This is a genomic window from Aeromonas sp. S15(2024), from assembly GCF_041402265.1.
GTDB classification, from domain to species: domain Bacteria; phylum Pseudomonadota; class Gammaproteobacteria; order Enterobacterales; family Aeromonadaceae; genus Aeromonas; species Aeromonas dhakensis.
In genome coordinates, this window is the sequence record NZ_JBGLQY010000001.1 from 594894 (window position 1) to 617497 (window position 22604).

Here is a 22604-nt window from a genome sequence, read left to right on the forward strand (position 1 = left end):
CCTGCTGACCGAGGTCGTCAGTCGTCCTCGTCGTCCTTCACTTCCCGGATCTTGTCCTTGTAGCGGGGCAGCTCTTTCTCCAGTCGCTTCATGTCCTTGATGGCGTTGAGAAACAGGCCGAGCAGGAAGAGCAGGGGCAAGCCTATCCAGAGCCAGAGGTTCATGTGCTACTCCTTTCGTCGGTGGCCAGGGTGACATAGCGGGCCAGGATCTCGTCGAGGTTGGCCAGTATGGTCGCCTTGCCTTCAATATCCGCCTGTTGCAGGCAAAGTGCCAGCGCGGCCGGGTCGAGCCGCTGCTCGCGGGACTCAGGCGCAAAGCTGAGGTGCCAGGGCTCGTAGGCGACGCCGCTGCCGGCACCGGCCGGCTTGGCATAGGGCAGGAAGAAGCCGAAGTCGTTCATGCGATCCTCCAGCCACTCGCTCAAGTCGGCAAACCAGCCCCCCTCTTCATACTCCCAGGGCTCCAGCGCCAGCCTGGTGCCGGCGGGCAGACAGTCCGGATCGTAGATGTCGAGATCGGTGCCCCAGTGGTGGCGGCTGGTGCCGGGCAGGGCGCTCCAGTGCAGGATGGCGTGCAGACGCTCCTCGTCGCTCAGTTGCAGGGCGTCGATGGGCTGGCTGTGGGCATCGAGCAGGGGGCGCTCGCCGCGCCACTTGCCGTTCCAGATGGCGAGCTGGCGCTCGAAGCCCCGCCAGCTGGAGGCGGGCTGCAGGTTGAAGCCGGCGTGGGCGGCGGCCACCTGCATGTCGTTGAAGGCCGCCGCGGTGGCGGCCGTCAGCCGGTGCGGGCCTTGCCCCACCAGGATGAGGTGACCCTCATCCTGGCCCAGTAGCTGATCCTGGGTCATGCCAGCAACCTCGCGAGCACCCCTTGGTACATGTCTGCCAGCAGATCCAGATCGTCCGCCTTCACGCACTCGTTTACCTTGTGAATGGTGGCGTTGACCGGACCCAGCTCAATGACTTCCGCCCCGGTGGGGGCGATAAAGCGCCCATCGGACGTTCCCCCCGTGGTGAGCAATGCAGGCTGCTGACCGTTCACCGCCTCGATGGCAGAGACCGCCGCCGCCAGCAGCTTGCCGGTGTCGGTGAGGAAGGGCTGGCCGGAGAGGGTCCACTTGATCTGGTAATCCAGACCGTGCCGCTCGAGCAGGGCTTCGACCCGCTCGCGGATCGCGGCATCGGTGAGCTCGGTGCTGAAGCGGAAGTTGAACTGGACGTGCAGTTCGCCGGGAATGACGTTGGAGGCACCGGTGCCCGCCTGGATGTTGGCGATCTGGAAGCTGGTGGGGGGGAAGTAGGCGTTGCCCTGATCCCATTCGATGGCGGCGAGCTCGGCCAGCGCCGGGGCCGCCTTGTGGATCGGGTTGTCCGCCAGATGGGGGTAGGCGACGTGGCCCTGCACCCCGCGTACCAGCAGATCGCCGGTGATGGAGCCGCGCCGGCCGTTCTTCACCACGTCCCCCACCAGGTTGGTGGAGGAGGGTTCGCCGACGATGCACCAACGGATCTTCTCGTTACGGGCCTCCAGAGTGTCGATCACCCGGGTGGTACCGTTGATGAAGGGCCCCTCCTCGTCGGAGGTGATGAGAAAGGCAATCGACCCTGCGTGATCCGGATGCTCGGCCACGAAGCGCTCGACCGCCACCACCATGGCGGCCAGCGAGCCCTTCATGTCGGCGGCGCCGCGCCCGTAGAGCACGCCATCCTGGATGGTCGGCTCGAACGGCGGGGTGTGCCATTTGTCCAGCGGGCCGGCGGGCACCACGTCGGTGTGGCCGGCGAAGCAGAACAGTGGCCCTTCGCTGCCGCGGCGGGCCCAGAGGTTGGTGGTGTCTTCGAACACCATGGGCTCGATGACGAAGCCGAGCTTGGCGAGGCGCTCCGCCATCAGGGTCTGGCACCCTTCATCCAGCGGGGTAACGGAGGGGCGGCGGATCAGATCCTTGGCCAGTGCGATGACATCCGACATCGTTTTTCCTTAACGAGAGAAGAGGGATTGGTAGTGATCGGCCTTGAAGCCCAGAGTCAGCTCGCCGTCTTGGTCCAGCAGCGGGCGCTTGATCATGGCCGGGTGCTCCAGCAAGAGGGCACGGGCCTTGGCGGTGTCGAGCCCCTGCTTGGCTTCGTCCGGCAGGGCGCGAAAGGTGGTGCCGCGGCTGTTGAGCAGCGCCTCCCAGCCGAGCTGGTTCAGCCAGCGGTCGAGGTCGGCCGGGTTCAGGCCGTCGGCCCTGTGGTCGTGAAATCGGTAGTCGATGCCGGCCTGCTCCAGCCACTTGCGGGCTTTCTTGATGGTGTCGCAGTTCTTGATGCCATAGAGGGTGGTGGCCATGGGGAGTCCTTTGTCTGCGGGCATGGGCCCGGAAAGCCGAAACTTGAGTCCTGAAACGGGAAATCAAGAAGAGGCCCGATTCTGGCATTGTGGCGATCCCAAGGCAACGCCGATGCGCATGGGGGAGGTTAGGCGAGGCGCTGGTCGGGCCTGGGAAGAGGGGAAAAGTACCCGGCGCAGGACGCGCCGGCGGGTATCAGAGTTCGCTCTGGGTGCGACACCAGAGGTGCAGTTCGGATTCGAACCAGTTGAGCATGGCGTTGTTGTCGTCGCGACGATGACGAATGAGGCTCACCTCGAAGGTGGGCAGGGCGAAGCGGGTCTCGTACTCCACCAGATCCAGCAGCGGCATCAGCGGACGCAGCACCCGGGCGGGGGAGGTGAGCAGCAGAGGCGCACAGGGCAGGATGAAGGGGGCGGCCAGAAAGCTCTGCACTATCAAGGGGGTGTGCCGGGTCATGCCGTGGGCGGCCAGCAGATCATCGACGATGCCCCCTTCGCTGCCGCGGGGGGCGACCAGCAGGTGCTGAGCCTGGGCGAAGGATTCGATGCACAGCACCTGGCCCTGCAGCGGGTGGCTGCGGTGGGCGGCGCAGATCAGCTTGTCCTCGAACAGCGGGATGCGGCGAAAACGGCCGGGCACCTCGTCCTGTTTGCTGATCACCATGCTGATGACCCCTTCGTCGAGCTGGCTCTCGTAGTCCGCATTGAGCGGCACCATGTGGATGCGCAGGTTGGGCGCCTGCTGCTGCAGCCGGGCCAGCAGGCTCGGCATCATCACGTACTCCACATAGGTGTGGGCCCCGATGCGCAGCACCCCCTCGAACTGGGCGGGGTCGAGCTGCTCGGGGGGGCTGAAGGTCTGCTCGATGTCGTGCAGGATCTCCCGCAGCGGCAGCAGCAAGGCCTCCGCCCGAGCGGTCGGTTCCATGCCCTGGGGAGTGCGGATCAGCAGGGGATCGTCATAGAGCAGACGCAAGCGGGCCAGTGCCCGGCTGACGGCCGGCTGGCTCATGGCGAGCCGTTCGGCGGCCTTGGTGGTGTTGCGCTCCTCCAGCAGTGCCTTGAGCACCACCAGCAGGTTGAGGTCGACGCCTCGTAAATTCATTCTGTGCATAATGGAATACTAATAAATCATTTCCTTAAGCAGGGCCTTCACTTTAGTCTCATTTCCCGTCGATGGTCAGCATGAAGCTTGGGTAAATCAGCGATTTATGCAAACCCATGTTGTCCTGTTACCTCTTTCGCGTGGTGCCGGAGGTGGCAAGATTCGACAGCCTGAACTCTTTACTCTGGTCATCCAGAGCGTTGCTTGCTTAGTACCCGCCGTCTCGGCGGGTTTTTTTTGCCTGCGGTTCAGGAAAAAGGGGCCCGAAGAAGTACAAAACGCGCCGGTGGGCGCGTTATGGTGAGGGACTGAGCACTCAGGGCGCAACCGGCCACTGGTAGTCAAACACCTTGGCCCGCTCCCAGGGGGCGTCCGGCAAACTGGAGGAGAGGCCGGTATATTTGCCCACATCGTCCACCACGATGGCGGAGAGGATCGGCAACTGATGCTCGGTGCAGTACATGCGGATGCGTTGCAGCAGGGTGCGCAGCTCATCCTGGCAATTCTCCAGCCCGGCCTGCCTGGCCAGCTTGGAGTAACGAATGGTGGTGCGTTCCTTTGCAGACTCGACGAGGATGTCCCATAGCTTGTAGTCGCAGGTCGTCATGCCTGCGGTGGCTCGGTCTGTCATAACTCTCTCCGGCGCGAAACGGTCTCTGTGTGTCGTTGCGCATCTTGGCCAGTTCACTGGCCCCTGACGTTGATCCAAAGCAAAAAAGCCTGAGGTTATTCGCCAGAACGCGTGGCAAAGGGATTCTAAAGGTTTGCCTTTAGTTTAAAAGACCGTTTTTTGTTAAGTGTGTAGCATTTTATTTTATCGAAGTGCGGTCAAGCCATCTTTCTTGACAGGGATCAATGGGAAAGCGCGGTCAGACCACTAGATTTCGCTCCTCGATAACTTTATCAGGAGTGAATATTTGGAACTCGTCTTCGTCTTGCTCGTCCTGCTGGCCGTGGTCTACGGCATCGTCAAGGATTACAACCCGCAGGCGGTGCTGGCACTGGCTGGCATGGCCATCTTCACTGTCGCCTACTGGCTGGGATTGCACCCCATTTTGCCCGCCGACAAGAGCACCGGCTTCGCCCTGTTCGACCTGTTCGAGGTGTTCAAGGGAATCTTCTCCTACCGGGCGGCGGGGCTCGGCCTCACCATCATGGCGGTGGCTGGCTTTGCCACCTACATGTCCCATATCGGCGCCTCCCAGGCGCTGGTGCGGGTGGCGGTCAAGCCGGTGGCGGGCATCCAGTCCAGCTACCTGATGCTGGCCATCTGCTACCTGGTGGCGGTCTTCGTCTCCCTGTTCGTCACCTCTGCCACCGGCCTTGGCCTGCTGCTCATGGTCACCATGTACCCGGTGATGCGCAACCTCGGCATCAGCCCGGCCTCCGCCTGCGGCGTCATCGCCACCTCCCAGGCGTTCGAAATCGGCCCGACCCAGACCAATGCCATCTTCTCCGCCGGCCAATCCGGCATGGATCCCACCAGCTATTTCGTCGACTACCAGATCTGGCTGGTGGCCCCCATGTTGCTGGTGACCATGGTGCTGCACTTCTTCTGGCAGCGGCACTGTGACCGCCAGGATGGCTGGGATCCGGCCCAGCATCGCGGCGAGCACGCCGAGCTGGACGAGAAAGGCACCGAGGCGGTAGCGGCGCCCACTTGGTATGCCCTGCTGCCCATCATCCCCTTCGTGCTGATGATGACCTTCTCCAAGCTGCTGGTGAGCGACATCAAGATGAGCGTGGAGGTGGCCATGCTGCTGTCGGTCTTTATCGGCATGCTGTGCGAGCTGCTGCGTACCCGCTCGGTGCGCAGCGCCTTTGCCGGGCTCTCCAGCTTCCTCGACGGCATGGGCAAGGTATTCGGCCCCGTGGTGGCGCTCATCGTCTGTGCCGAGCTGTTTGCCGAATCCCTCAAGGCCATCGGCGCCATCGATACCCTGCTGCACTCGGCCAGCAATGCCGGCATCGGCAGCGGCCTGATGACCCTGGTGATGGTGGGACTCATCATGGTGGCGGCGGTCATCATGGGATCGGGCAACGCGGCATTCTTGAGCTTCTCTACCCTGGCCCCCGCGGTGGCGGCCAAGTTCGGGGTGCCGGCGGTGACCATGCTGTTGCCGATGCAGCTCGCCTCCAGCATCGGCCGCACCGTCTCCCCCATCGCGGCTGTGCTGATCGCCTGTGCGGGTATCGCCAAGGTCTCCCCCTTCGTGGTGGTCAAGCGCACCTGTGTGCCCATGGCTGGCGCCCTGGTGACGGCGCTCACCCTCAACTATCTGCTGTTTATGTAAGCGGGTGGCGGACGACACGGGTCGTACGCCCCTTTCACTCGGCTGTCGGACGGGAGGCGTACCCTCCCGTCCCAGGAGATGACAATGACAGACTCTCGCAACGCTTTTTCCCTGGACGCCTACCTGGCGGATCTGGCTCCCCTCATCAACCTCGATTGCGGCACCCGCACCCCGGCCGGGGTGGCCAAAGTGGCCGACATCATGACCGAGAAATATGAGGCCATCGGCTGGCAGGTGACCCGTCACCAGTTCGCCGCCGAGTGCGGCCCCTGCCTCGAGGCAACCAATGCCCCTGGCGCCAGCCATTACGACGTGATGCTGGTGGGCCACATGGACACCGTCTTCCCTGTGGGAACGGCGGTCAAGCGCCCGCTGAAAGTGGAAGGCAATCAGGCCTTTGGCCCCGGCGTGTCGGACATGAAGAGCGGCCTGCTCTCCACCTGGTATGCCCTCAAGGGGATGGACCCGGCCGTGTTGGCCAGGCTCAAGGTGCTGGTCTGCTGCAACTGTGATGAGGAGATAGGCTCCCCCTGGTCCAAGGAGTGGCTGGTGGAGAAGGCCAGACAGAGCGGCTGCGTGCTGGTGGCCGAGGCGGCCCGCCCGAACGGGGATCTCATCAGCGCCCGCAAGGGCAATGCCAAGTACCGCATCACCTTCCACGGCAAGGCCTCCCACGCCGGCTCGGCGCTGAGCGAGGGGATCTCCGCCATCACGGAGCTGGCCCACTGGGTGCTCGCCATCAACCAGCAGGTCAACCTCGACACCGGCACCACCATGAACGTGGGGGTGGTGCAGGGGGGGACCGGCGTCAACGTGGTGCCGGACTTTGCCGAGGCGATCGTCGATCTGCGCTTCTGGAGCAATGACGAAGCGGCCACCGTGCACGAGCGGCTCACCTTCATGGCCAACAACCCCTTCCTCGCCGGTTGCCGGGTCGAGGTGGATCGCCAGAGCTTCAAGCCGGCGATGCGCCCGAGCGGTGACACAGAGGCCGTGATGGCGCTGGTGGAGGCGGCAGCGAAAGAGGAGGGGATCTCCTTCAACTGGCTGGAGGCCGGTGGCGGCTCGGATGCCAACTTTACCGCCGCGGCGGGCGTGCCGTCGCTGGATGGCTTCGGCCCCATGGGGGGCGGTTTTCACTCGGAGGCGGAGTTCCTGCTGCTGGAGAGCATAGCGCCGCGCATCCGCCTGTTGCAGCGGGTGTTGGGCAAGCTGGCAAGATAGGCAGCATGAAGAGCAAAACGGGAGGCCATCGCCTCCCGTTTTTTATCTGTTGTGCCGGTGCAGACCGCTCGAACGGATCTGCGCGCTACTCCTCACTCTCCAGCAGATAGGCAAGCTGCTCCTGACGGGCGACCTGCCAGCGCCCCAGCACCAGCGGCGCCGCAAAACCCGGGCCGTCGGTCACCATGGTGTGGTACTCCCCCTGCTCGCCGCAGGCATCGAAACCCCGGGTGGCCGCCAGCTGCTGCAGCTCGGCGAGGGTGGCGGCATCGAGGGTGCGTCCCGCCCACTCGGGGGGCAGGAAGCGGGTATCGACGCAGGAGAGGTGGGCGACGATGCAGCGGGCCAGCAGATCCGCCAGCAGCGCCTCGCGGGGTTGCTGCCAGAGCGGGGTGTGGACGGTGAGGCCAAGCGGGCGGCAACGCTCGCGGATCCAGTTCGGTGCGCCGGCCACGCTGTCGATATCGCCGGTGACGACCCCATCCAGTTGCCACTCCTCCTTGAGCTTGGTCAGCGCCCGCTCATAACCGAGATCGAACGGCGCCTCTATGGTGACCAGCCGGTGGGGCAGCCCGAGGGCCGCCGCCTGTCGACGCACTTGCGACAGGGGATGGGCCAGAAAGCGGGGCGAGGGAGGTGCAAAGGTCGCCAGTGCCACCACCTGATGACCCGCTTCACGGGCATGGCAGAGGGCCTGCATGGCATCCTTGCCGCCGCTCCAGAGCACGATGACGCGAGACATGGGGGAGATTCCGCAAAGAAAAAGAGGGGTCATGCTACCCAGAGTGCGGGCGGTTGGCAAAGCGGGAAGGTGAGCGAAAAGCACAGGCCCCCGAGCGGGGGCCTGTGGAACGGATTGCGCGGTGCGACTCCGTCAGAGCAGGATGTTGGTCAGGATAAAGCCCAGCGAGCAGGAGGTCACCACCCCGATCAGCCCCGGAATGATGAAGCTGTGGTTGATGATGAACTTGCCGATGCGGGTGGTGCCGGAGCGGTCGAAACCGATACAGGCCAGATCGCTTGGGTAGGTTGGCAGCACGAAGTAGCCGTAGCTCGCCGGCAGGAAGGCGATCAGCAGCTTGGGTTCGACCCCCAGCGCCAGCCCCATGGGGGCGATGGCGGTCAGCGCCGCGGCCTGGCTGTTTACCAGCTTGGAGATGAGGAACAGCACCAGGGCGTAGGTCCAGGGCTGGGCCTGTACCACGTGGGCCAGGGTCTCTTTGAGCAGCGGCATGTGTGCCTGGAAGAAGGTTTCGCTCATCCAGGCGACCCCGAACACGGAGAAGATGGCGACCATGCCCGCCTTGAAGACGGCGCCGTTGGCGATCTCGCCCGGCTTGACCTTGCAGCGCATCAGTATGATGGCGCCGGCGATCAGCATCATCATCTGGATCACCAGGTTCATGGAGAGCGGGCCTGTTTTCTCCTTGATGGTGAAGACCGGACGCAGACCTTCGTTGGCACCCAGCAGTACCACGGCAGCGATGGCGGCGAAGAAGATCCAAGTAGACCAGTAGGCCTCTTTCGGGAACTTGGTATTGAGCAGGGTTTCACCGCCGCCGTAGATGAAGGCGCGCTGCTCCGGATCCTGGATCTTGGCCTGGAACTCCTCGTCCTTGTCCAGATCCTTGCCACGGCGCAGGCTCCAGAGGGCCGCCACGATGACGCCGGTCAGGGAGGAGGGGATGGCGATCATCAGGATGTCGAGCAGACCGTAGGCCTGACCGATGCCGTGACCGGCCGCCAGGATGGAGACCATGGAGACCACGGCCACCGAGACCGGCGAGGCGCAGATGGCCATCTGGGAGGCGACGGAGGCCACTGCCATCGGGCGCTCGGGGCGGATGTTCTTCTGCAGCGCGATGTCGGCGATGATGGGGAACATGGTGTAGACCACGTGGCCGGTGCCGCACAGGAAGGTGAGGGTCCAGGTGGTGAGCGGGGCCAGTATGGTGATGTATTGGGGGTGACGGCGCAGCAGACGCTCGGCCACCTGCATCATCAGGTTGAGACCGCCGGCGGTCTGCAGGGTGGCGGCACAACCGATCACCGCCAGTATGGTCAGCATCACCTGCACCGGCGGTTCGCCTGGTACCAGACCGAACACGAAGGTCAGCAGGAACAGACCGATGCCGCTGATGAGACCCAGCCCCATGCCGCCAAACCGGGTACCCAGCAGCAAGCAGCCGAGTACCACCAAAAATTCCATCAAGATCATTCCATTACCTCGCGTTATTTAATCCATGTAAGTGCTGTGTTGGGCGCATGGACCGGGATTGTCTGTTTTTTATTTAGCCCTAAAGGGTTAGTGGTTATTTTGCCTGCCACAAGGGGGCAAAAATTTGAGGTACTTCAATAACTCATCGCTTTTTGATTTAACGCCATAAAAACCACGTATTAACCCTTTTGTTATTTTATGGGTAACAGGTGGCATCGTATGGAGCTTGAAGGCGGGCAGGGTAGCAGGATAAAAAGGCGAGGGGAGCGGTTTGTTGCAAAAAAAGTGATTAATTGTGGCCAAGACAAGCCGGTGGCAGCGGAGCGGGCAACAAAAAGCCGACCCTGAGGTCGGCTTTGTCGGCAAAGTCCCGTAATCAGAACTCGGCGGTGCGTGGGGTACGCGGGAAGGGGATCACGTCGCGCACGTTGCCCATGCCGGTCACGTAGACCACCAGACGCTCGAAGCCCAGACCGAAACCGGAGTGCGGCACAGTGCCGTAGCGGCGCAGGTCGCGGTACCACCAGTAGTCTTCCTTGTTCAGGCCCATCTCGGCCAGACGGGCATCCAGCACCTCGAGACGCTCTTCACGCTGGGAGCCGCCGATGATCTCGCCGATGCCCGGGGCCAGTACGTCCATGGCGGCAACGGTCTTGCCGTCGTCGTTGAGGCGCATGTAGAAGGCCTTGATGTCTTTCGGGTAGTTCTTCACTACTACCGGTGACTTGAAGTGCTCTTCGGCCAGGTAGCGCTCGTGCTCGGAAGAGAGGTCGATACCCCAGGAGACCGGGAACTCGAAGCTCTTGCCACAGTTCTTCAGCACTTCGATGGCATCTGTATAGTCAATCTGGGCGAAGTCGGAGGCGACGAAGCGCTCCAGACGGCCGATGGCGTCCTTGTCCACGTGCTGGGCGAAGAACTCCAGATCGTCGCGGCGCTCGCTTAGCACGGCGTTGAAGACGTACTTCAGCATGGCTTCAGCCAGCGCGGCGTTGTCTTCCAGATCGGCGAAGGCCACTTCCGGCTCCACCATCCAGAACTCGGCCAGGTGGCGGCTGGTGTTGGAGTTTTCGGCGCGGAAGGTCGGGCCGAAGGTGTAGACCTTGGACAGGGCGCAGGCATAGGTCTCGACGTTCAGCTGGCCGGATACGGTCAGGAAGGTCTCCTTGCCGAAGAAGTCCTTGTCGTAGTCCACCTTGCCTTGCGGGGTGCGCGGCAGGTTTTCCAGATCCAGGGTGGAGACGCGGAACATCTCGCCGGCGCCTTCGGTGTCGGAGGCGGTGATGAGCGGAGCCGCGATCCAGAGGTAGCCCTGTTCGTGGAAGAAGCGGTGAATGGCCTGGGAGAGGCAGTTGCGCACCCGGGTCACGGCGCCGACGATGTTGGTGCGGGCACGCAGGTGGCCCTGCTCGCGCAGGTACTCGATGCTGTGGCGCTTGGCGGACATGGGGTAGGTGTCCGGATCTTCGACCCAGCCCACCACCTTGACCTCGGTGGCCTGCAGTTCGAACGCCTGACCGCTGCCCTGGGACTCGACCACGGTGCCGGTCACTTCGACGGAGCAAGCTGTGGTCAGACGCTGCACTTCATTCTCGTAATTGGCCAGGGTATTGGGGACGACGGCCTGTACCGGATGGAAACAGGAGCCATCGGAAACGGCCAAAAATGAGATCCCCGCCTTGGAATCACGGCGGGTCCGGATCCACCCTTTCACTGTCAGGGTGGTGCCGACCGAATACTTACCGGCCAGCACATCTACTACGGATGCGTGCGTCATCGAAATATTGTCTCCAGCTTGTTCTTGCAGCGCTATTTGCAACACTAGGGGTCTGGCCCGGGCACAGATGGCCCACCATGGCAGACTAAGCCGTTCATCTTACCCGCGCAGGTTTGATAAACAAGCAAAAATGTCGGACTCTGGGGGGGATTTCGGCGCCAATCACTTCATTGGCGGGCCAGCGGAACGGGGGATGGACGTGAAAGAGCGGCGACGGGGGCCGGACGGGCTGACACGGGTGTTGCGGGGGCTGGTGATCCTCTGCTGGGGCGGCTTTATCGTGCTGCTCTCCCTCTACCACTTCGCCCGGCCAGAGGTGGCCTACGGTTTTCTGGTCTATGGCGGGATCAAGGTGCGCCAGAGCTGGGATCCCCAGCTCACCCCCTGGCTGCTGCACGGGCTCTGGGGATGCTGCCTGCTGACCCTGGCGGTGCTGCTGGCAGAGCGTTGGCGCTGCCGGCGGCGGGAGGACACGGGGCGGGTGCACCTGGCTATCTTGCTGCTGATCCTCGTCGCCAGCCTGCTGTTCTACTACCTGGGCTAGTCTGCCGGCTCGGAGGGGTCGCGGCTGGAGGGCGCTTGCCCCGCCCGCGGCTGCTCGCCAGCGGGGCGCTTGCCGAGCTGGCGCTCCACGCTGTCGAGCATCTGATTGTAGGCGAGCGCCACCCGACCAATCTCGTCCCCCTCATCCCCTTCCAGCCGGTGGCCGAAGTCGTGCAGGTCGGTGGCCTCCTCCATGGAGCGGGTCAGCTGGTTGAGAGGGCGGACGATCCAGGTACGGATGACCCAGAGGGTGAGCAGCAGCCCCAGCCCGAAGATGACGGTGAGGCTCAGGGCCGAGGTGAGAATGTTCTGCTCGACCCGGGTAAACAGGGTGTCGAGGGAGTAATCAAAGCGCACCGCCCCCAGCACGGTGTTCTCCGGCACCTGGTGGCAGCTGGTGCAATCGGTGCCGCGAAAATCCTTCTTGGCCAGCAGCGGACGGGTTACCACCAGCTTGCTGTGCATGCCGTCGTGTACCACCTCCAGGCTCCCTTTACCCGCCAGTGCCAGCTCGTCGAACCTGTCTTTGGACTGCTCGTGCTCGCGGCCGGCCCCGTACTGCTTGCTCACCGCCTCGCTGCGCACGATGCGGGCATCCTCCACGTGAGCGTGCTCGAGGAACTTGTCGCGCAGGGTATCGCGGGCTTCCATCTTGCCGGTCAGCATCAGCATGTTGAGGCCATCGAAATAGGCTTCGGTCTGCTCGCGGCTCTGCTCCTTGATGAGGGTCAGGATGAGATCGCGCTCGCGCACCGCCTGATAGGCCGCGGAAAACACCAGCACCATGGAGAAGATGAACAGCAGGAAGAAGTTGATTTTGGCAGCAATGGAGAGGCGCATGGGAACGGTACATCTGTTGGGTAAAACCCGCGCAGTCTACGCGTCTTGGCCGCCCGGGTCTGGTGTCTTGCTCACATTCTGATGAAAAAGATTCAAAAGACCCTGCCTGAGCAGCAGGGTCTGCGCTGTTGGCTCAGAACTCGCCGCTGTGGATGGCGGCGGCAATGGCGCCGGTCAGCACGGTCAATTGTGCCGGGCTGATGACGAAGGGGGGCATCAGGTAGATGAGCTTGCCAAAGGGGCGGATCCAGGCGCCGAGCTCCACGAACTTGCGCTGGATGCGCGCCACGTCCACCCGCTCCTTCATCTCCACTACCCCGATGGCGCCGAGCACCCGCACGTCGGCCACCGCCGGATGCAGGGTCAGCTCCACCAGCTCGGTGCGCAGTTGATGCTCGATGGCGCGCACCCGTTCTTGCCACGGCGAGGCCAGCAGCAGCTCGATGGAGGCGTTGGCCACGGCGCAGGCCAGCGGATTGCCCATAAAGGTCGGCCCATGCATGAAGACGCCAGCCTTCCCATCACACACGGTGCGAGCCACATGCTCGGTAGTGAGCGTGGCCGACAGCGTCAGATAGCCGCCGGTGAGGGCCTTGCCCAGACACATGATGTCGGGGCTGATGCCGGCCCAGTCGCAGGCAAACAGCTGGCCGGTGCGGCCAAAGCCGGTGGCTATCTCGTCGGCAATCAAGAGCACGCCGAACTTGTCGCACAGGGCGCGCACCCACTGCAGGTAGCGGGGGTGATAGAAGCGCATGCCACCGGCGCCCTGGACTATGGGTTCGAGCACGATGGCGGCGATCTCCTCGTGATGGTCCGCCATCAGGGTGGCCAGCTCCACCACGCAACGCTCGTCCCACTCGGCGTGGAAACGGCAGCTGGGGGCTTCCACGAAATGGTGCTCGGGCAGGAAGCCCTGGTAGAGCTCGTGCATGCCGCCATCCGGGTCGCACACGCTCATGGCGCCGAAGGTGTCGCCGTGATAGCCACCGCGCAGGGCAACGAACTTGGCGCGAGGCGTCCCCTTGGCGTGCCAGTACTGCTGGGCCATCTTGAGCGCCACCTCCACCGCCACCGAGCCTGAATCCGCCAGAAACACCCGATCCAGCCCCTTTGGAGTGATCTCCACCAGCTTGCGACAGAGCTCCACCGCCGGGGCATGGGTCAGGCCGCCAAACATCACGTGGGACATCTTGCCGAGCTGGGCGGTGGCGGCCGCGTCCAGTTCCGGCACCTGATAGCCGTGCACACAGGCCCACCAGGAGCTCATGCCATCCACCAGCTCGCGGCCGTCGCTGAGGGTGAGGGTCACCCCCTTGGCGCTGGCCACTTCATAGCAGGGCAGGGGGTGGGTGAGGGAGGTATAGGGGTGCCACACATGGTGCAAATCGAATTCTTGGTTGGTCACTTGTTGTTCTGTTGTCAATTGAATTGATCTGGTCGGTGTTGACAGTCTACGCGCGCTCTCTACACTAGCCAACAATTTCAGCCACTTGGCCCTGCGCGCATCCCTGTTTGCCCGGGCCAGGCGGCGGGTTTTGCGCTTCTCTCTTGCAAGGAGCTCTTACAAAGACGTCTTGCAAGCAAGGCGGCGCAGGATCCCACCAATAACAACCGGAAGCCATGTATGAATGCTGTCACCGCGGGCGCTCACGCCCTTCGTCACGACTGGACCCTCGCCGAGGTTCAGGCCCTGTTTGCCCTGCCATTCAACGATCTGCTGTTCCAGGCCCAGACTGTGCACCGTACCCATTTCGATCCGAACGAGGTGCAGGTGAGCACCCTGCTCTCCATCAAGACCGGTGCCTGCCCGGAGGATTGCAAGTACTGCCCCCAGAGCGCCCGTTATCACACCGGCCTTGAGGCCGAGCGGCTGATGGAGGTGGAGAAGGTGCTGGAGCGGGCCCGCGAAGCCAAGGCCAACGGCTCGTCCCGCTTCTGCATGGGAGCCGCCTGGCGCAACCCCAAAGAGAAGGACATGCCCTATATCCTGCGGATGATCGAGGAGGTGCGCGGACTCGGCATGGAGACCTGCATGACGCTAGGCATGCTCACCGCCGATCAGGCGGCGCGCCTCGGCGCCGCCGGTCTTGACTACTACAACCACAACCTCGACACCTCGCCGGAGTTTTATGGCGACATCATCACCACCCGCACCTATCAGGACCGGCTCGATACCCTGGAGCATGTGCGCGGCGCCGGCATGAAGGTCTGCTCCGGCGGCATCGTCGGCATGGGCGAGCAGGCGAAGGATCGGGCGGGCCTCTTGATGGCGCTGGCCAATCTGCCGCGCCACCCGGAGAGCGTCCCCATCAACATGCTGGTCAAGGTGAAGGGAACGCCGCTGGAGAACCAGGAGAACCTGGATCCGTTCGAGTTTATCCGCACCATCGCCGTGGCACGCATCATGATGCCGGCTTCCCACGTGCGCCTCTCCGCCGGGCGGGAGAAGATGAACGAGCAGATGCAGGCCATGTGCTTTATGGCGGGGGCCAACTCCATCTTCTACGGCTGCAAGCTGCTGACCACCCCTAACCCGGACGAAAACAGCGACATGCAGCTCTTCAAGCGGCTCGGCATTCGCCCCGCCCAGCGGGCCCAGAAGCCGGATCAGGTTCAAGAAGAGGAGCTGCTGGCCGAGGTGAGCCGCCAGAGCGAGCCCACCGAGATGTTTTATGACGCAACCCGCCCCCGTGCAGGGGCCGCGCGGTCATGAAGGGCCCTGCAGTCACGGGCCCCTTCGGGTTGAGCGCAGCGCTCTCCGAGCGCGAGCAGGCGGGCCTGCTGCGCAGTCGCGTTGCCACCGACGGCGCGAGTGGCGGGCGCCTCAAGGTTGGGGGGGGCGATTACCTCAACTTTTCCGCCAACGACTATCTGGGGCTGGCCGATCACCCCGCCATCAAGGTCGCCTTCCAGGAGGGCATCGAGCGCTATGGCGCGGGGGCAGGTGCCTCGCCGTTGGTGACCGGTTACAGCCGTGCCCACCAGCAGCTGGAAGAGACGCTGGCCGAGTGGCTCGGACTGGAGGCGGTATTGTTGTTCAACTGCGGCTTTTCCGCCAATCAGGCGGTGCTCAAGGCCCTGCTCGGCAAGGATCATCTGCTGTGGCAGGACAAACTCAACCACGCCTCCCTGCAGGAGATGGGCAGTCAGCTGCCCTGCAAGATGAAGCGCTTCGGCCACAACGACATGGCGGCCCTTGAGCGGCAGCTTGAGCCAAACCGGGGGCTTATCGTCTCGGAGGGGGTGTTCAGCATGGACGGGGATCAGGGCCCCTGGCGCGAGCTTAGCCAACTGGCCGCCCAGAGCGGCAACTGGCTGATGATCGACGATGCCCACGGCCTCGGCGTGCTGGGGCCACAAGGGTGCGGCACCCTGGCGGCGCAGGGGGTGAACCCGGCCGGCGTGCACATCCAGATGGGCACCTTTGGCAAGGCGCTCGGGGTGGCTGGCGCCTTTGTGGGCGGCAGTCGCGAGCTGGTGGCGTATCTGGTCAACTTCGCCCGCCACTACGTCTACAGCACCCATATGCCGGCGGCCCAGGCCTGCGCCGTACGCCAGAGCATCGCACTGGTGCGTGCCGCCGACGAGGCCCGTGCCCATCTTGGTGAACTCATCACCCGTTTCCGACAAGGGGCACAGGCGCTGGGTTGGCAGCTGGGTGACAGCAATACCCCCATCCAGCCGCTGCTGGTGGGGGAGAGCGGTGCTGCCCTGCAACTGGCCGAGCGGCTGCGGGGGCGCGGCGTCTGGGTGAGTGCCATCCGTCCGCCCACGGTACCGGTTGGCACGGCGCGCCTTCGCATCACCCTGAGCGCCGCGCACCGCGCTGAGGACGTGGATCGGCTGCTCGACGCCCTCGGTCCCTGCCAGGCCATCGACGAGAGAGGAGGCGCCCATGCTCCATGAGCGTTTTCAGGCGGTGGACAAGGCCCAGCTTGCCCGCCGTTTCGGCGCGGCGGCCCGTCACTACGATGCCCACGCCCGCTTCCAGCAGGAGGTGGGGCAGGCGCTGCTGGTGCGGATGAGCGCGGCGGGTATGCATGAGGGGGGGGGCGTCTGCGGCCTGGATCTCGGCTGCGGCACCGGCTTCTTTCTGCCGGCTCTGGCCGGGCTTTGCTGTGAGTTGACCGGGCTGGATCTCGCCCCCGGCATGCTGGCCCAGGCGGCCCTTCGCGGCAGCGGCGCCCGCCTGCTGTGCGGCGATGCCGAGCAATTGCCCTTTGCCGACGAGACGTTTGACTGGGTCTTCTCCAGCCTGGCCTTGCAGTGGTGCGAGCGACCGGCCCAGGCCTTTGCCGAGCTGCACCGGGTGCTCAAACCCGGCGGCCGGCTGCTGTTCTCGACTCTCTTGGCCGAGTCGCTCTGGCAACTGCGTGAGGCCTGGCGCACGGTTGACGAGTGTGATCATGTCAATCGCTTCCTCAGCCTGCCACAATTGCAGCATGCCATCGCCGCCGGCGGTTTTGTCGCCCCTGCGCTGGAGAGCCTGACCTGGTCGCTCGGCTATTCCGAGCTCAACGGCTTGCTGCGCGATCTCAAGGGGATCGGCGCCAGCCAGGTCAATGACGAGCGTCATACCGGCCTTGGCAGCCGTCAGCGCTTGTTGCGTCTGAGCCAGGCCTATGAGGCCCATCGTCAGCCGGACGGTCTGCTGGCCGCCAGTTATCAGGTTTGCCTCGGCCAGCTGATCCGCCGTTAACCGGCGGTCTTGGCCGAGAGAATTGAGCTGCGGTGCCCCGCCATATCGAGCCCGGGCACCTGCGCCCTATTGAGGAGTCATCATGGTCAAATCCTTCTTCGTCACCGGCACCGATACCGATGTGGGCAAGACGCTGGTCGCCCGCACCCTGCTGCTGGAGTTCGCCGCGCACGGCATCCGCTGCGCCGGTTACAAGCCTGTCTCCGCCGGCTGTGCCCGCACCCCGGAGGGACTGCGCAATCTGGACGCTGTGCTGTTGCAGGAAGCGGCGAGCCTGCCGCTGCCCTACGATCTGGTCAACCCCTACGCCTACGAGCCGCCCATCGCGCCCCATATCGCCGCCAGCGAAGCGCGCGACGCCATCACCCTGAAGGGGTTGTCGGACGGGCTGCGCCAGATTGAACAGGCGGGGGCCGAGCTGGTGGTGGTGGAGGGGGCGGGGGGCTGGTTCCTGCCACTCGATCGCAAGCACCTGCTGTCGGACTGGGTCAAGCAGGAGAACATGCCGGTCATCATGGTGGTGGGGGCCAAACTGGGCTGTCTCAACCATGCCCTGCTCACCTTCGCCGCCATTCGCAACAACAACCTGCCGGTGGCGGGCTGGGTCATCAACCGGCTGCACGGCTCCATGAGCCACTATCAGGAAAATCTGGACACCCTGCGGGGCTTGCTGCCGGCCCCGTTTTTGGGTGAAATACCCTTTGTAAACAATCCGCTCGAGGCTGATCTGCGCGGGCGACTCGACATTTCGCCCCTGCTCTGAATCCGACATTCAGCGAACATTCATAGAAACTGTCTATTATGCGTGACAGGTGTGGCCCGACCGGCAGCGAACTGGTGACGGGCCACGCATCCATATCTCACAAGGAGTCAATATGAAGCGAATTATGCTATTCCTGGTGACCAACCTGGCCGTCATGCTGGTGCTGGGGGTGGTACTCAATATCCTGTTCTCGGTTCTGGGGATCAACAAGTCCAGCATTTCCGGTCTGTTGGTGTTCTGCGCCGTGTTCGGTTTTGGGGGTTCCTTTATCTCCTTGCTGATGTCCAAGTGGATGGCCAAGCGCAGCTATGGCGTCCAGGTCATCGAGCAACCCCGCAACGAGACCGAGCACTGGCTGGTGAGTACCGTGGCCCGTCAGGCCCGTGAAGCGGGCATCAAGATGCCGGAAGTGGGGATCTACGACTCCCCCGAGATGAACGCCTTCGCCACCGGCGCCCGCCGTGACGACTCGCTGGTCGCCGTCTCCTCCGGTCTGCTCTACAGCATGAGCCGTGACGAGGCGGAAGCCGTGCTGGCCCACGAGGTGAGCCACGTGGCCAACGGCGACATGGTTACCCTGACCCTGATCCAGGGGGTGGTGAACACCTTCGTGATGTTCTTCGCCCGCATCGTGGCTGGCGTCATCAGCAACTTCTTCAGCTCCAACAACGAGGAAGAGAGCAGCAGCACCGGCGGTTTTGCCTACATGATCACCGTGTTCGTGCTGGAGATGCTGTTCGGCGTGCTGGCCTCCATCATCGTCATGTGGTTCAGCCGTCAGCGTGAATTCCGCGCCGACGCCGGCGCCGCCAAGCTGGCCGGCCGCGACAAGATGATCGCCGCCCTCGAACGCCTCTCCCGCGGTGCCGAGCCGCAGCTGGAAGGCTCCATGATGGCGTTCGGCATCAACGGCAAGCGCTCCATGAGCGAGCTGTTCATGAGCCACCCGCCCATCGAGCAGCGCATCGCCGCCCTGCGCGGTTAATCGAAAGTGCCAATGAAAACGGCTGCCCTCGGGCAGCCGTTTTGCTTTGTGCGCTTTGCGCTACAGCTTGAAGTGGGCCATCTCCTGGCGCAGCAGCCGTGACAGCTGCTTGAGCTTGGCCGCCTCCTGCGAGACATGGCGGGCGGCATCCCCCGACTGCTCGGAGAGGGAGGTGATGTTACCGACGGTGGAGACCACCTCGTTGGCGGCAGTGGACTGCTCGCGCAGGGTGTGGCTGATCTCCCCCATCAGGCCGGTCAGGTTGGAGGCGTGATCCTGGATGCTGGCGATGGCCGCGCCGGTCTGGCTGGCCAGGCTCACCCCGCGGGAGACGTTGTTGACCGTGTTCTCCATGCTGCGGATGGAGGCGTCCGCCCCGCTCTGAATTTTGCCGATCATGCCGGTGATCTGCTGGGTGGAGGCAGCCGAGCGGCTGGCGAGGTTGCGCACCTCGTCGGCCACCACCGCAAAGCCGCGCCCCTGCTCGCCGGCCCGGGCTGCCTCGATGGCGGCGTTGAGGGCCAGCAGGTTGGTCTGATCGGCGATGCCGCGGATCACCTCGATGATCTCCGAGATCTGCTGGGTATGGCTGTTGAGATCCGCGATGCTGCTGGCGGCGTTGGAGACGGTGTCCGAGATGCTCTGGATGCTGTCGAGGGTCTGCTTGATGACACCGGAGCCCTCTTCCAGGGTGTTGGCGGAGATCTTGCTCAGCTCGTCGGCGTGGGTGGCGTTGTCCGAGAGGTGGCTGATGCTCACCACCAGCTCCTCGATGGCGGCCGCCATGGTCTGGGTGCTGGTCTGCTGGGAGGTGGCGAACTGGGCTGTCTGCTCCGCTATCTGGGCGATGCTGTCGGCCGAGCCGGAGAGCTCTTCGCTGGAGTGGGAGACCTGGGCGATGATCCCCTTGAGGGTGCTTTGCATGGTGGCGAGCAGGCCGATCAGGCTCTCCTTGGCACCGGCCGGCACCTTGATCGGCTGGGAGAAGTCCCCCTCGGCCAGGTGGTTGAGATCGCTTCTGAGCTGATCGACCGAGGTGCCGACCAGGTCGATCAGCGCCTTGTAGGTGCGCCAGAGGAAAAACATCAACACCAGGCCGAGCGCGATGAACAGGTAGCGCAACATGGCGGACTGGCTGGTGGCGTCATCCACCGCCTGCTGGGTGCGGGTCTCCATCATGACGTAGAAGTCGTCGATGGGGGACATGATGCGTCCCTTGTTCTGGTGATAGGCCTTGTCATGCATCATGGCGATGGCCTTCTGCTGGTTGGTGGCCAGATCGCCATCGGTCTGCTGCACCAGCTTGAAGGCGGCCACCTCGGTGTTGACCAGGGCATCCGAGTTGTTCTTGGCCTCGTTGAGCTTGGCCAGCTCGCCCTCGGTGAAGCCGGCATCCTTCATCAGATCGATGAGGCCGCGGCGCACCTGGCTGTCCGGGCGCGGGTTCTGGCCGTTGGCGGCGACGAAGTCCCAATAGATGCGGTTGTAGCCCTGCGGCCGGTTCTGCTCCCCGTTGCGAATGGCCAGGATCCGCATGTACTGCTGCTCGTAGGCGGGATCCTTGGTGATCACATAGGTGCGGCCGAGGCGGGTCAGATCGTCGGAGGATTGCCGCAGTTCATCGGCCAGCAGATAGGATTGGTAGCGTTGCTGATAGCTCTGTTCCATCTGTTTTCCCGACCAGCTGTAGGCAAAAAACACCAGCGACAGCAGGATCAGGGTGATGACTGAGAGCAGCAGATTGAGCTGAAAGGCGGGTCTGTTCTGTTCCATGGTTTGAGCGTCCTTATTCTCACCGATAACCCCCTTTGTCACGCGGCGAAGGCCGGTACTTCTGTGGGGTTTTATTGTTGTTGCAGTGAGTATAGGAGCGCTCTTCGCCAAGGCTGCGGCGGGCCGGCGAAAAGGTACGAGAAAGGAGGCGCGAAGGCAAAGGAGGGGAAAAGCGCGGCCGGGAGCATGCTCCCGGCCGGCGGTATTATTGTGCCTCGATCACCTTATTTGATGGCGATGTCGGTGAGGGGGACGGCGCAGCAGGTGAGGATCTTGCCCGCAGCCCGCTCGGCGGCGGTGATGGCGGGGGCATCCGGGTGATCCACTTCACCCGAGACCAGGGTCTGCTTGCAACTGCCGCAGATGCCGGCGCGGCAGCTCCAGGGCAGCTCCACCCCCTGTTTGTGGGCCTGATCCAGCACGGTGCCCTGATTGTTGCCGGCAAACGCCTGCTCGCCGATGCACAGCTGCACCGCCTGATGGGGGCGGGAGAGGGAGAGGATGGTGCCGCCAAAGCTCTCCTGGCGGATCCGCTCGGCCGGCACGCCAAGGGCGGCCAGTCTGGTGGCTGCATCGGCCATAAAGCCGTGGGGGCCGCAGATAAACACTTCCCGCTGTTGCAACCCTTTGATCTGTTTGAGGTGAACCTCGTCAAGCCGCCCCTTGAGCCCCTGCCAGTGCGTATCGGGTTGGCTCAGGATCAGGGTGAGGGTCATACCTTGCTGCGCCAGGGCGTGCAGCTCGGCGGCGGCGGGAATGTCCGTCTCGCTGCGGCACAGGTGCATGAAGTGCACGTCGCCGAGCTCCCCGCGCAAGGCCAGAGTGCGGGCAATGGAGAGCATGGGAGTGACCCCCGAGCCTGCCGAGAGCAGCAAGAGATTGCGATCCCGGCCCAGATGAAATTCGCCGGCGGGGTTGGCGGCCAGCAGACGGTCACCCGGTTGCAACTGCTGGTGCAGCCAGTGGGAGATGCGGCCGCCCCCCACCTTCTTGACGCTGATGCTGTAACGCTCCGGCTGCTCCGGGGTGGAGCTCAGGGTATAGCGGCGCTGCAGGCGCTCGCGCCGCAGACCCAGGCCAATGTCCAGGCTGATGGGCAGGTGCTGGCCAGGCAGATAGTCGGGCAGGGGCTCGCCATCGGCCGCCTCGAACCAGAAGGTCTCCAGATCCCGCGCCAGCGGCTCGCGGGCCACGCACACCAGCTCCCGTTTTTTGGGGGCTGCGTTGGGGTAGACAGGTGCGCGGGCGCGCTCCAGCACCTCTATCTCGCTGCCCGCCTCAATCCACCCCTCGTTGAGGGCCACCAGGTTCTGACCGAAGTAGACCTCCCCATCCTCACCGCGCCGGTAGCGGGTGAGGGTGGCCAGCGGCTCTTTCAGGGCATTGAAGCGATCCGTGCCCGGCTCCACCGTGGTCATGATGCAGCGGCTGCAAGGCTTGGCCACCAAGAACTCCACCTCGCCGATGCGGATCCGCTTCCAGCCGTCCTCCTCGAAGGGGAGGGTGCCGCTTGCCACCAGGTTGGTGCGAAACTGGCTCATCTGGTGCAGCGCGTCGGATCTCAGGTTGAGATCTTCCAAAGAGGCCTGGCTTATCAGCAGCAGGGGGTAACCGTCGGCAAAGCTGACCCGGGTGCCGGTCTTCTCCCGAAAGCGGGCAGACTCTTCGCCAAGCCAGAGCAGTTGCACCGGCTCCCCCGCCACCTTGCTCAGCCACGCATCGGCCTGGGCGTGGGTGTGCAGGGCGTTGAAGCTGTCTTTCCAGACGCCGGTGGCCCGGGGCGCGCGGCTGAACTCGGTCTCTCGCAGGGTGAGCGGCTCAAAGCCCGGATAGCGCAGCTGCAGGCCCCCCTCAATGGGGGTGGCCACCACCTGCTGCAGCTGGGGATGGGTGCGGGCGGTGATGAAGCTGCCGTCCGGTTTGACCACCATGTAGCGGCGATCCCCCTGCAGTCCCTCTTCGGTGACCAGGGCGCGGGTCAGTGGCATGCCTGCCGTCGACTTGATGGGGTAGAGATGAATGCTGGCGAGTGTTGGCATGGCC

21 protein-coding genes are annotated in these 22604 nt (G+C 63.9%); 8 read left to right on the forward strand and 13 right to left on the reverse strand.

Annotated features, from left to right (window positions below; all coding sequences use genetic code 11):
- Window positions 1-17: 17 nt before the first annotated feature.
- From ACB033_RS02805 to ACB033_RS02830, 6 genes are all read right to left on the reverse strand, one after another.
- Window positions 18-164, reverse strand: coding sequence for a hypothetical protein (locus ACB033_RS02805; protein ID WP_005298986.1), 147 nt, complete (start codon window positions 162-164; stop codon window positions 18-20).
- Window positions 161-850, reverse strand: coding sequence for a M15 family metallopeptidase (locus ACB033_RS02810; protein WP_019838586.1), 690 nt, complete (start codon window positions 848-850; stop codon window positions 161-163). Before ACB033_RS02810 ends, ACB033_RS02805 begins: the two co-directional genes overlap by 4 nt.
- Complete coding sequence (gene dapE, locus ACB033_RS02815; RefSeq protein WP_017783424.1) at window positions 847-1974, reverse strand: succinyl-diaminopimelate desuccinylase; 1128 nt, start codon at window positions 1972-1974, stop codon at window positions 847-849. The genes ACB033_RS02810 and dapE overlap by 4 nt, the downstream gene beginning before the upstream one ends.
- A 9-nt stretch (window positions 1975-1983) precedes the next feature.
- The gene (locus tag ACB033_RS02820; protein WP_017779579.1) at window positions 1984-2334 is read right to left on the reverse strand and encodes an ArsC family reductase; all 351 of its coding nucleotides are present in this window, start codon (window positions 2332-2334) and stop codon (window positions 1984-1986) included.
- A gap of 196 nt (window positions 2335-2530) precedes the next feature.
- A complete protein-coding gene (locus ACB033_RS02825) occupies window positions 2531-3442 on the reverse strand; it encodes a LysR family transcriptional regulator (RefSeq protein ID WP_005298997.1) in 912 nt (303 codons plus the stop codon).
- 316 nt (window positions 3443-3758) lie between these two features.
- Complete coding sequence (locus ACB033_RS02830) at window positions 3759-4073, reverse strand: hypothetical protein (RefSeq protein ID WP_005298999.1); 315 nt, start codon at window positions 4071-4073, stop codon at window positions 3759-3761.
- A 286-nt stretch (window positions 4074-4359) separates the two neighbouring features.
- Here ACB033_RS02830 and dcuC point away from each other — a divergent pair, with 286 nt between their 5' ends.
- Window positions 4360-5736 (forward strand): C4-dicarboxylate transporter DcuC, encoded by a 1377-nt coding sequence (gene dcuC, locus ACB033_RS02835; protein ID WP_139725433.1) that lies wholly within the window; start codon window positions 4360-4362, stop codon window positions 5734-5736.
- Window positions 5737-5820: 84 nt separating this feature from the next.
- Complete coding sequence (locus tag ACB033_RS02840) at window positions 5821-6960, forward strand: M20 family metallopeptidase (protein ID WP_010634520.1); 1140 nt, start codon at window positions 5821-5823, stop codon at window positions 6958-6960.
- Window positions 6961-7045: 85 nt separating this feature from the next.
- On the opposite strand, the gene ACB033_RS02845 is transcribed toward ACB033_RS02840, so the two are convergent.
- The 3 genes from ACB033_RS02845 to asnS form a co-directional block, all read right to left on the reverse strand.
- Window positions 7046-7702 carry a hypothetical protein gene (locus tag ACB033_RS02845; protein ID WP_371140315.1) on the reverse strand — a complete coding sequence of 219 codons (657 nt, stop codon included), beginning with the start codon at window positions 7700-7702 and terminating at the stop codon, window positions 7046-7048.
- 132 nt (window positions 7703-7834) lie between these two features.
- Window positions 7835-9178, reverse strand: a complete 1344-nt coding sequence (locus ACB033_RS02850; RefSeq protein ID WP_371140316.1) for an anaerobic C4-dicarboxylate transporter — start codon at window positions 9176-9178, stop codon at window positions 7835-7837.
- 376 nt (window positions 9179-9554) lie between these two features.
- Window positions 9555-10955: an asparagine--tRNA ligase gene (gene asnS, locus ACB033_RS02855; RefSeq protein ID WP_005299016.1), complete on the reverse strand. Its 1401-nt coding sequence runs from the start codon at window positions 10953-10955 to the stop codon at window positions 9555-9557.
- Between the two features lie 193 nt (window positions 10956-11148).
- Here asnS and ACB033_RS02860 point away from each other — a divergent pair, with 193 nt between their 5' ends.
- Window positions 11149-11499, forward strand: coding sequence for a hypothetical protein (locus tag ACB033_RS02860; RefSeq protein WP_010634517.1), 351 nt, complete (start codon window positions 11149-11151; stop codon window positions 11497-11499).
- Here the strand turns inward: ACB033_RS02860 and ACB033_RS02865 are convergent.
- Both ACB033_RS02865 and bioA read right to left on the reverse strand, forming a co-directional pair.
- Entirely contained in the window at window positions 11496-12338 is an 843-nt protein-coding gene (locus ACB033_RS02865; protein WP_371139529.1) for a HAMP domain-containing protein, read from the reverse strand. The two genes, ACB033_RS02860 and ACB033_RS02865, sit on opposite strands and share 4 nt — an antisense overlap.
- A gap of 133 nt (window positions 12339-12471) precedes the next feature.
- Window positions 12472-13746: an adenosylmethionine--8-amino-7-oxononanoate transaminase gene (gene bioA / locus ACB033_RS02870; RefSeq protein WP_139725430.1), complete on the reverse strand. Its 1275-nt coding sequence runs from the start codon at window positions 13744-13746 to the stop codon at window positions 12472-12474.
- Window positions 13747-13965: 219 nt separating this feature from the next.
- Between bioA and bioB the strand changes: the two genes are divergently transcribed.
- The 5 genes from bioB to htpX all read left to right on the forward strand — a co-directional run bounded on the left by bioB (window position 13966) and on the right by htpX (window position 18788).
- Window positions 13966-15054 carry a biotin synthase BioB gene (bioB, locus tag ACB033_RS02875; protein WP_085735272.1) on the forward strand — a complete coding sequence of 363 codons (1089 nt, stop codon included), beginning with the start codon at window positions 13966-13968 and terminating at the stop codon, window positions 15052-15054.
- Window positions 15051-16247, forward strand: a complete 1197-nt coding sequence (gene bioF / locus ACB033_RS02880; RefSeq protein ID WP_139725429.1) for an 8-amino-7-oxononanoate synthase — start codon at window positions 15051-15053, stop codon at window positions 16245-16247. The genes bioB and bioF overlap by 4 nt, the downstream gene beginning before the upstream one ends.
- Entirely contained in the window at window positions 16237-17040 is an 804-nt protein-coding gene (gene bioC, locus ACB033_RS02885) for a malonyl-ACP O-methyltransferase BioC (RefSeq protein ID WP_139725428.1), read from the forward strand. The genes bioF and bioC overlap by 11 nt, the downstream gene beginning before the upstream one ends.
- 82 nt (window positions 17041-17122) lie before the next feature.
- The gene (bioD, locus tag ACB033_RS02890) at window positions 17123-17803 is read left to right on the forward strand and encodes a dethiobiotin synthase (RefSeq protein WP_005299037.1); all 681 of its coding nucleotides are present in this window, start codon (window positions 17123-17125) and stop codon (window positions 17801-17803) included.
- 112 nt (window positions 17804-17915) lie between these two features.
- On the forward strand, window positions 17916-18788 hold the full coding sequence (gene htpX / locus ACB033_RS02895; protein ID WP_005299039.1) for a protease HtpX: 873 nt from the start codon (window positions 17916-17918) through the stop codon (window positions 18786-18788).
- Window positions 18789-18848: 60 nt separating this feature from the next.
- On the opposite strand, the gene ACB033_RS02900 is transcribed toward htpX, so the two are convergent.
- Together ACB033_RS02900 and ACB033_RS02905 are read right to left on the reverse strand one after the other, a co-directional pair.
- Window positions 18849-20561, reverse strand: a complete 1713-nt coding sequence (locus tag ACB033_RS02900; protein WP_139726015.1) for a methyl-accepting chemotaxis protein — start codon at window positions 20559-20561, stop codon at window positions 18849-18851.
- A 224-nt stretch (window positions 20562-20785) separates the two neighbouring features.
- Window positions 20786-22600 (reverse strand): MOSC N-terminal beta barrel domain-containing protein, encoded by a 1815-nt coding sequence (locus ACB033_RS02905; protein WP_371140317.1) that lies wholly within the window; start codon window positions 22598-22600, stop codon window positions 20786-20788.
- Between the last annotated feature and the right edge of the window lie 4 nt (window positions 22601-22604).